This window comes from uncultured Sphingomonas sp., assembly GCF_964244235.1.
GTDB lineage: Bacteria > Pseudomonadota > Alphaproteobacteria > Sphingomonadales > Sphingomonadaceae > Sphingomonas.
The window spans coordinates 1-6039 of the sequence record NZ_CAXTII010000117.1 but is presented as its reverse complement, the minus strand read 5'-3'; the positions used below and the strand labels follow the sequence as shown (position 1 = coordinate 6039).

Genomic DNA, 6039 nt, shown 5'->3' with positions numbered 1-6039 from the left:
ACGATGAATCATCTCACGGCGCGATAGCCAAGCCCTTTTTCAGCAGGCTGTTAAATAGGCCGCGGGAACGCGAACCCCAGCGGCTGGATCGCCGAGGCGTCCTGTTTCAACCGTGCCGCCATCTGCTCGTAGTCGCGTTCCATCTCGGGCGTCACCGACGCACGCGATTCGCCGAGAGCGGTCTCGAAATCCGCCATCGTCACGCGGTCGCTCGCGATCGAACGGCGCAGCGCGACCAGGCCGGCGCGGCGGACCACGTCGCCCAGGTCGGCACCGGTGAACCGGTCGGTGCGGTGCGCGACCACGTCCAGGTCGACATCGTCCGCCAACGGCATCTTCTCCGTCTGGATCGACAGGATCCGCCGCCGCCCGGGTTCGTCGGGCACGCCGACATAGACCAGCTCGTCGAACCGACCCGGACGAAGCAGCGCCGGATCGACGAGGTTGGGCCGGTTGGTCGCGCCGATCACGACGACCGATTGCAGCTCCTCCAGCCCGTCCATCTCCGCCAGGATCGTATTGACGACGCGTTCGGTCACCTGCGGCTCGCCCCCGCCGCTGCCGCGCGCAGGCACCAGCGAATCGAGTTCGTCGATGAAGATGATGCACGGGCTCACCTGACGCGCACGGGCGAACAGGCGGGCGATCTGCTGTTCGCTCTCGCCATACCATTTGCTCAGCAGGTCGCTCGACTTGGTGGCGATGAAATTGGCCTGCGCCTCCCGCGCGACCGCCTTGGCCAGCAGCGTCTTCCCGGTGCCGGGCGGGCCGTACAGCAGAAATCCCTTGGCCGGCCGGATCCCAAGCCGGCGAAACGCCTCCGGGTCCTTCAAGGGGAGTTCGACGCCCTCCTTCAGCCGCATCTGCGCATCGTCGAGCCCGCCGACATCCTCCCAGCGGACGCGCGGTGCCTCGACCATCACCTCGCGCATCGCGCTCGGCTGCACGCGCTTCAGCGCGCCGAGAAAATCCTCGCGCGTCACCGACAGCGTCTCCAGCACCTCGGGCGGGATCGTGCGTTCTTCCAGATTCAGCTTCGGCATGATCCGCCGCACCGCCTCGATCGCCGCCTCGCGGGTCAGCGCGGCAAGGTCCGCACCCACGAAGCCGAAGGTCGTGCGCGCCAGTTCGTCCAGATCGACGCGCTCGCCAAGCGGCATGCCGCGGGTGTGGATCGCCAGAATCTCGCGCCGTCCGCGCTCGTCGGGAACGCCGACGACGATCTCGCGGTCGAACCGGCCCGGACGACGCAGCGCCTCGTCGATCGCCTCGGGGCGGTTGGTCGCCGCGATCACCACCAGGTTGGCACGCGACTCCAGCCCGTCCATCAGCGTCAGGAGCTGCGCGACGAGGCGCTTCTCCGCCTCGCCCGACACTTGTCCGCGTTTGGGCGCGATCGAATCGATCTCGTCGATGAAGACGATCGATGGCGCGGCCTTGGTCGCCTCCTCGAATACCTGGCGCAGCCGACCTTCCGATTCGCCGTACGCCGACCCCATGATCTCGGGGCCGTTGATCAGGAAGAACTGCGCATCGCTTTCGTTCGCCACCGCGCGGGCCAGCCGCGTCTTGCCCGTCCCGGGCGGGCCATAGAGCAGCAGCCCCTTGGGCGGATCGACGCCGAGCCGCTGGAAAAGTTCGGGATACCGGAGCGGCAGCTCGACCATCTCGCGCAGTTGATCGATCGTGCCGCCCATGCCGCCGATATCGTCATAGGTGACGTCCGCGCGCCGCGCGGCGGCGGGTTCCTCATATTCGGGGCGTAGCTCGATTTCGGTATGCTCGTCGATATGGACGATGCCCTTTGGGCTCGCCGCGACGACCAGCAGCCGAACCTCCTGCAATGCATAGGCCGGCGCGTTCATGAAGCGCTGGACCTGCGGCGGCATGTCGGCGACCCGCTGGTGCCCCGCGGTCGCGACGATGTCGCCCTGGCAGAAGGGGCGGCCGAGAAAGGTGCGTTTCAGCGCGTTGCTCGATCCCTGGAGGCGGAGATTTTGCTGCGCGGGCGCGAAGACGACTCGCGTCGCGGGTTTCGATTCGGCTTTGCGCACCTCGACGAAATCGCCCGATCCGACGCCTGCATTGGCCCGCTGGAGCCCATCGATGCGGATGATGTCGAGGCTTTCGTCCTCCGCATAAGGACCGACCGCGCGCGCGGGGGTCGATTGCTTGCCAAGGATCTCGATCACGTCGCCCTCGCCGACCCCGAGCGCGGTCATCATCGCGCGCGGCAGATGCGCCAGACCGCGGCCGCTATCTTCGGGTCGGCTGTTCGCCACTTGAACCTTGCGGACACCCGCGTCCGTATCCGCCATCGTCATTCGCCCTGTTGGTTCGGCATTGTGCCGACAGTAGCGGGCGACAGCGGGTGCGGGTTCCGACCGACGGCGCAGCGCGCACGGCAGGCGCAAAAAAAGGGTCGATCCGTAAGGATCGACCCGTGAAAGTTTTTAGGAGAGGATGCCTGAAAGGCCCGATCCTTCTGGCCGCCGTCAAAATATGTTGCAAGTGCGAAGGACGTGTGCATGATTGCAAAAAATGCACTCAGTCGCCGCGATCTTCAAGGTATGAAATCGGGGTTAATCGGGTCGGTCGGCACTTCGTCGGCCAAGGCGGGAGGAAAAGAGCGATGCGCAGGTTGCCGCCGCTCGGCGCGATCGAGGCCTTTGTCCAGGTCGCCCGGCTTGGCTCGGTGAAGGCGGCGGCGAACGAGCTTGCGCTGTCCGCACCCGCGCTTAGCCGGCGCGTCCAGAACCTGGAACGCTTTATCGGCCGGTCGCTGTTCGATCGCCGCCATCAAACGATTGTGACCAATGCCGATGGCGAACGGCTGCTCGCGCAGATCGCGCCGGTGCTCGACCAGTTGTCCGACGCGGTCGAGGCGATGACGAGCGGAACCGAGGTGTTGCGGTTGCGGCTCGGTGTCCTGCCGCTGTTCGCGTCGCAGCGGCTGTTCCCCCGGCTTGGCGAATTACGCGCGGCGCACCCGGAACTGCATCTCGATATCGATACTGCCGGTCACGGCATCGCGCGGCTCGGCGAGGGGCTGGATGCGGTGATCGCCCTGGCGCGCGAGATCGATCCTTTGCTCTATGGGCACCGGCTCGACCGCAATTCGGTCTATGTCATCGGTGCGCGCCGTCTGACCGAGGGGCCGGACCCGGTCGTGCGCCCGCAGCAACTGGCGACGCTGACAGCGCTCGTCCACCGCGACATGGCGGATACCTTCACCGCCTGGCGGCAGGCGGCCGGGCTCGGGGATATGGAACCGCTCGCGATCGATCATTTCGATTCGGGGCCGCTGATGCTCGAGGCGGCGGCGCAGGGGCTCGGCGTTGCGTTCATGCATGAAAGCCATTTCGCCGATGCCGCCGATCCACGGCTGGTGCGGCTGTTCGATATCGATGTCGAAAGCCCGTACAGCTATTGGTTCGTATGCCGCCCGCGCGCGCTTCGGCAGAAACCGGTGCGGCTGTTCCACGATTGGCTGATCGGTGCATTGGAGAAAGGAACGGAGGTTTAGCCTTTACTACCCAGCGTGTTCATCGATCAGTCGAACAAGCTCGACACGCTGGTCTCGTCCGCGATCCGCTTGATCGCCTCGCCCAGCAGCGGCGCGATCGGTAGATGGCGGATCTTCTTCGTCGATCCGATCGATTCGTGGTTGCCTATCGAATCGGTGATGACCAGTTCGCTGAGCGCCGACCCTTCGACCCGCGCCACCGCGCCGCCGGACAGGACGCCGTGCGTTACATAAGCGACGACATCTTCCGCCCCGGCCTCGCGCAGCGCCGCTGCGGCATTGCACAGCGTGCCCGCGGAATCGACGATGTCGTCGATCAGGATGCAGAACCGCCCTTCGACCTCGCCGATGATGTTCATCACCTCGGATTCGCCCGCGCGCTCGCGGCGTTTGTCGACGATCGCGAGAGGGGCGTTGTCGAGCCGTTTCGCCAGTTGGCGCGCGCGCACCACGCCGCCGACATCGGGCGAGACGACCATCATGTTGCGTCCCTTGAACCGCGCGACGATGTCCGCGGACATGACCGGCGCAGCATAGAGATTGTCGGTCGGGATATCGAAGAAGCCCTGGATCTGGCCCGCATGCAGATCGATCGACAGAACCCGGTCCGCGCCGGCGACGGTGATCAGGTTCGCGACCAGCTTCGCCGAAATCGGCGTGCGCGGTCCGGGTTTGCGGTCCTGCCGCGCATAGCCGAAATAGGGGATGACCGCAGTGATCCGCTTCGCCGACGCGCGCTTCAGCGCGTCGATGCAGATCAGCAATTCCATCAGATTGTCGTTGGCGGGATAGCCGGTCGACTGGAGCACGAACACGTCCTCGCCGCGGACATTCTCGTTGATCTCGACGAAGATCTCTTCGTCCGCGAAGCGGCGGACCAGCGCGTCGGTCAACGGGATTTCCAGGTAGCCGGCGATGGCGCGGGCCAGCGGCAGGTTCGAATTGCCGGTCATCAATTTCATCGCGTGTCCCGTCCCGACTGCCGCGCGCTTCATAGTCTCGTGCCCGAAGGACGCAAACATTCCGTCGAAATCCGGTGCTGGCGATTTGAGGCCGCCACGCTTTGCATCTAGGGCGGCACCATGACGACCGTCACCCGCTTTGCTCCATCGCCGACCGGCCGGCTGCATGTGGGCAATATCCGCAGCGCGCTTCACAACTGGCTCTGGGCGAAAAAGACCGGCGGGCGGTTCCTGCTTCGGATCGACGATACCGATGCTGCGCGGAGCGAGGAGCGCTTCGTCGATTCGATCCGCGCCGATCTCGGCTGGCTGGAACTGACGCCCGATGGCGAGGTGCGCCAATCCGAACGGTTCGCGCTCTATGAACGGCGCTTTGCCGAACTGGTCGCGGCCAGGCGAATCTATCCGGCTTGGGAGACCGCGCAGGAACTGGACCTGAAGCGCAAGGTGCAACTCGGGCGCGGCCTGCCCCCGGTCTACGACCGCGCCGCGCTCGACCTGACGGACGCGGCACGCGCCGCATTTGCGGAGGACGGCGTGAAGCCGCATTGGCGGTTCAAGCTCGATCACGACCAGCCGATCGAGTGGGATGACCGGGTGCGGGGGGCGCAGCGGTTCGATCCCGCCACGATGAGCGACCCGGTGATCCGCCGTGCGGACGGATCGTGGCTCTACATGCTGCCGTCCGCGATCGACGATGTCGACATGGGGATCAGCGATGTCGTGCGCGGCGAGGATCATGTGTCGAACACCGCGCTCCAATTGCAGATGTTCGCGGCGATGGACGCCGCGCCGCCCGCCTTCGCGCACGCCGCGCTGCTGACCGGGTCGGAGGGAAAATTGTCGAAGCGGCTCGGTTCGCTCGGCGTCGATCATTTCCGTGAGGCCGGGATCGAGCCTGTAGCGGTGCGGGCGTTTCTCGCACGGATCGGAACCAGCGATCCGGTCGAGCCGATTCTGGATACCGACATCCTCACCGACTCGTTCGACTTCGCGCGGTTCGGCCGTGCGCCGGCGCGGTTCGACGAGGCCGAACTGACGCAGCTGAACGCGCGGATCGTCCATCAGCTGCCTTATGATGTCGTCGCCGCACGGCTGCCCGTCGGGATGCGCGCCGCGGAATGGGATGCGGTGCGGCCCAATCTGTCGATCATCTCCGATGCCGCCGATTGGTGGCGGGTGATCGAAGGCCCGATCGGCGCGCCCGACGCTGGCGAGGATCGCGCGTATCTCGACGCCGCTGCGGATATTGCCGCGACGATCGACTGGGCGGGCGATCCCTGGCACGCGCTCACCGCCGCGTTGAAGGACGCGACCGGGCGCAAGGGTAAGCCGCTGTTCCTGCCGCTCCGTCGCGCCTTGACCGGCCTCGACCACGGCCCCGACATGGCGGCGTTGCTGCCGCTGATCGGTCGCGGTCGCGCGGTCGAACGGCTCCGCCGGAACTAAGCAATCGACAACCATCGCTATTAGCGTAACACTGCGTAATGATGTATCAGCATCTGCTGAACCAGCACCGCCAGACCGTCGAACCCTTTGCGCATGTCGGTC

General features: G+C 65.9%; 4 protein-coding genes. 2 read left to right on the top strand and 2 right to left on the bottom strand.

Going from position 1 to position 6039, the window contains the following annotated elements:
* Positions 1-50: 50 nt before the first annotated feature.
* Positions 51-2318, bottom strand: a complete 2268-nt coding sequence (locus ACFE7D_RS13710; RefSeq protein ID WP_375395971.1) for a CDC48 family AAA ATPase — start codon at positions 2316-2318, stop codon at positions 51-53.
* A 314-nt stretch (positions 2319-2632) separates the two neighbouring features.
* Here ACFE7D_RS13710 and ACFE7D_RS13705 point away from each other — a divergent pair, with 314 nt between their 5' ends.
* The gene (locus ACFE7D_RS13705) at positions 2633-3526 is read left to right on the top strand and encodes a LysR substrate-binding domain-containing protein (protein ID WP_375395970.1); all 894 of its coding nucleotides are present in this window, start codon (positions 2633-2635) and stop codon (positions 3524-3526) included.
* A 26-nt stretch (positions 3527-3552) separates the two neighbouring features.
* On the opposite strand, the gene ACFE7D_RS13700 is transcribed toward ACFE7D_RS13705, so the two are convergent.
* The gene (locus ACFE7D_RS13700; RefSeq protein WP_375395972.1) at positions 3553-4488 is read right to left on the bottom strand and encodes a ribose-phosphate pyrophosphokinase; all 936 of its coding nucleotides are present in this window, start codon (positions 4486-4488) and stop codon (positions 3553-3555) included.
* A 120-nt stretch (positions 4489-4608) separates the two neighbouring features.
* Between ACFE7D_RS13700 and ACFE7D_RS13695 the strand changes: the two genes are divergently transcribed.
* Positions 4609-5937, top strand: a complete 1329-nt coding sequence (locus tag ACFE7D_RS13695; protein WP_375395969.1) for a glutamate--tRNA ligase — start codon at positions 4609-4611, stop codon at positions 5935-5937.
* Positions 5938-6039: the final 102 nt, after the last annotated feature.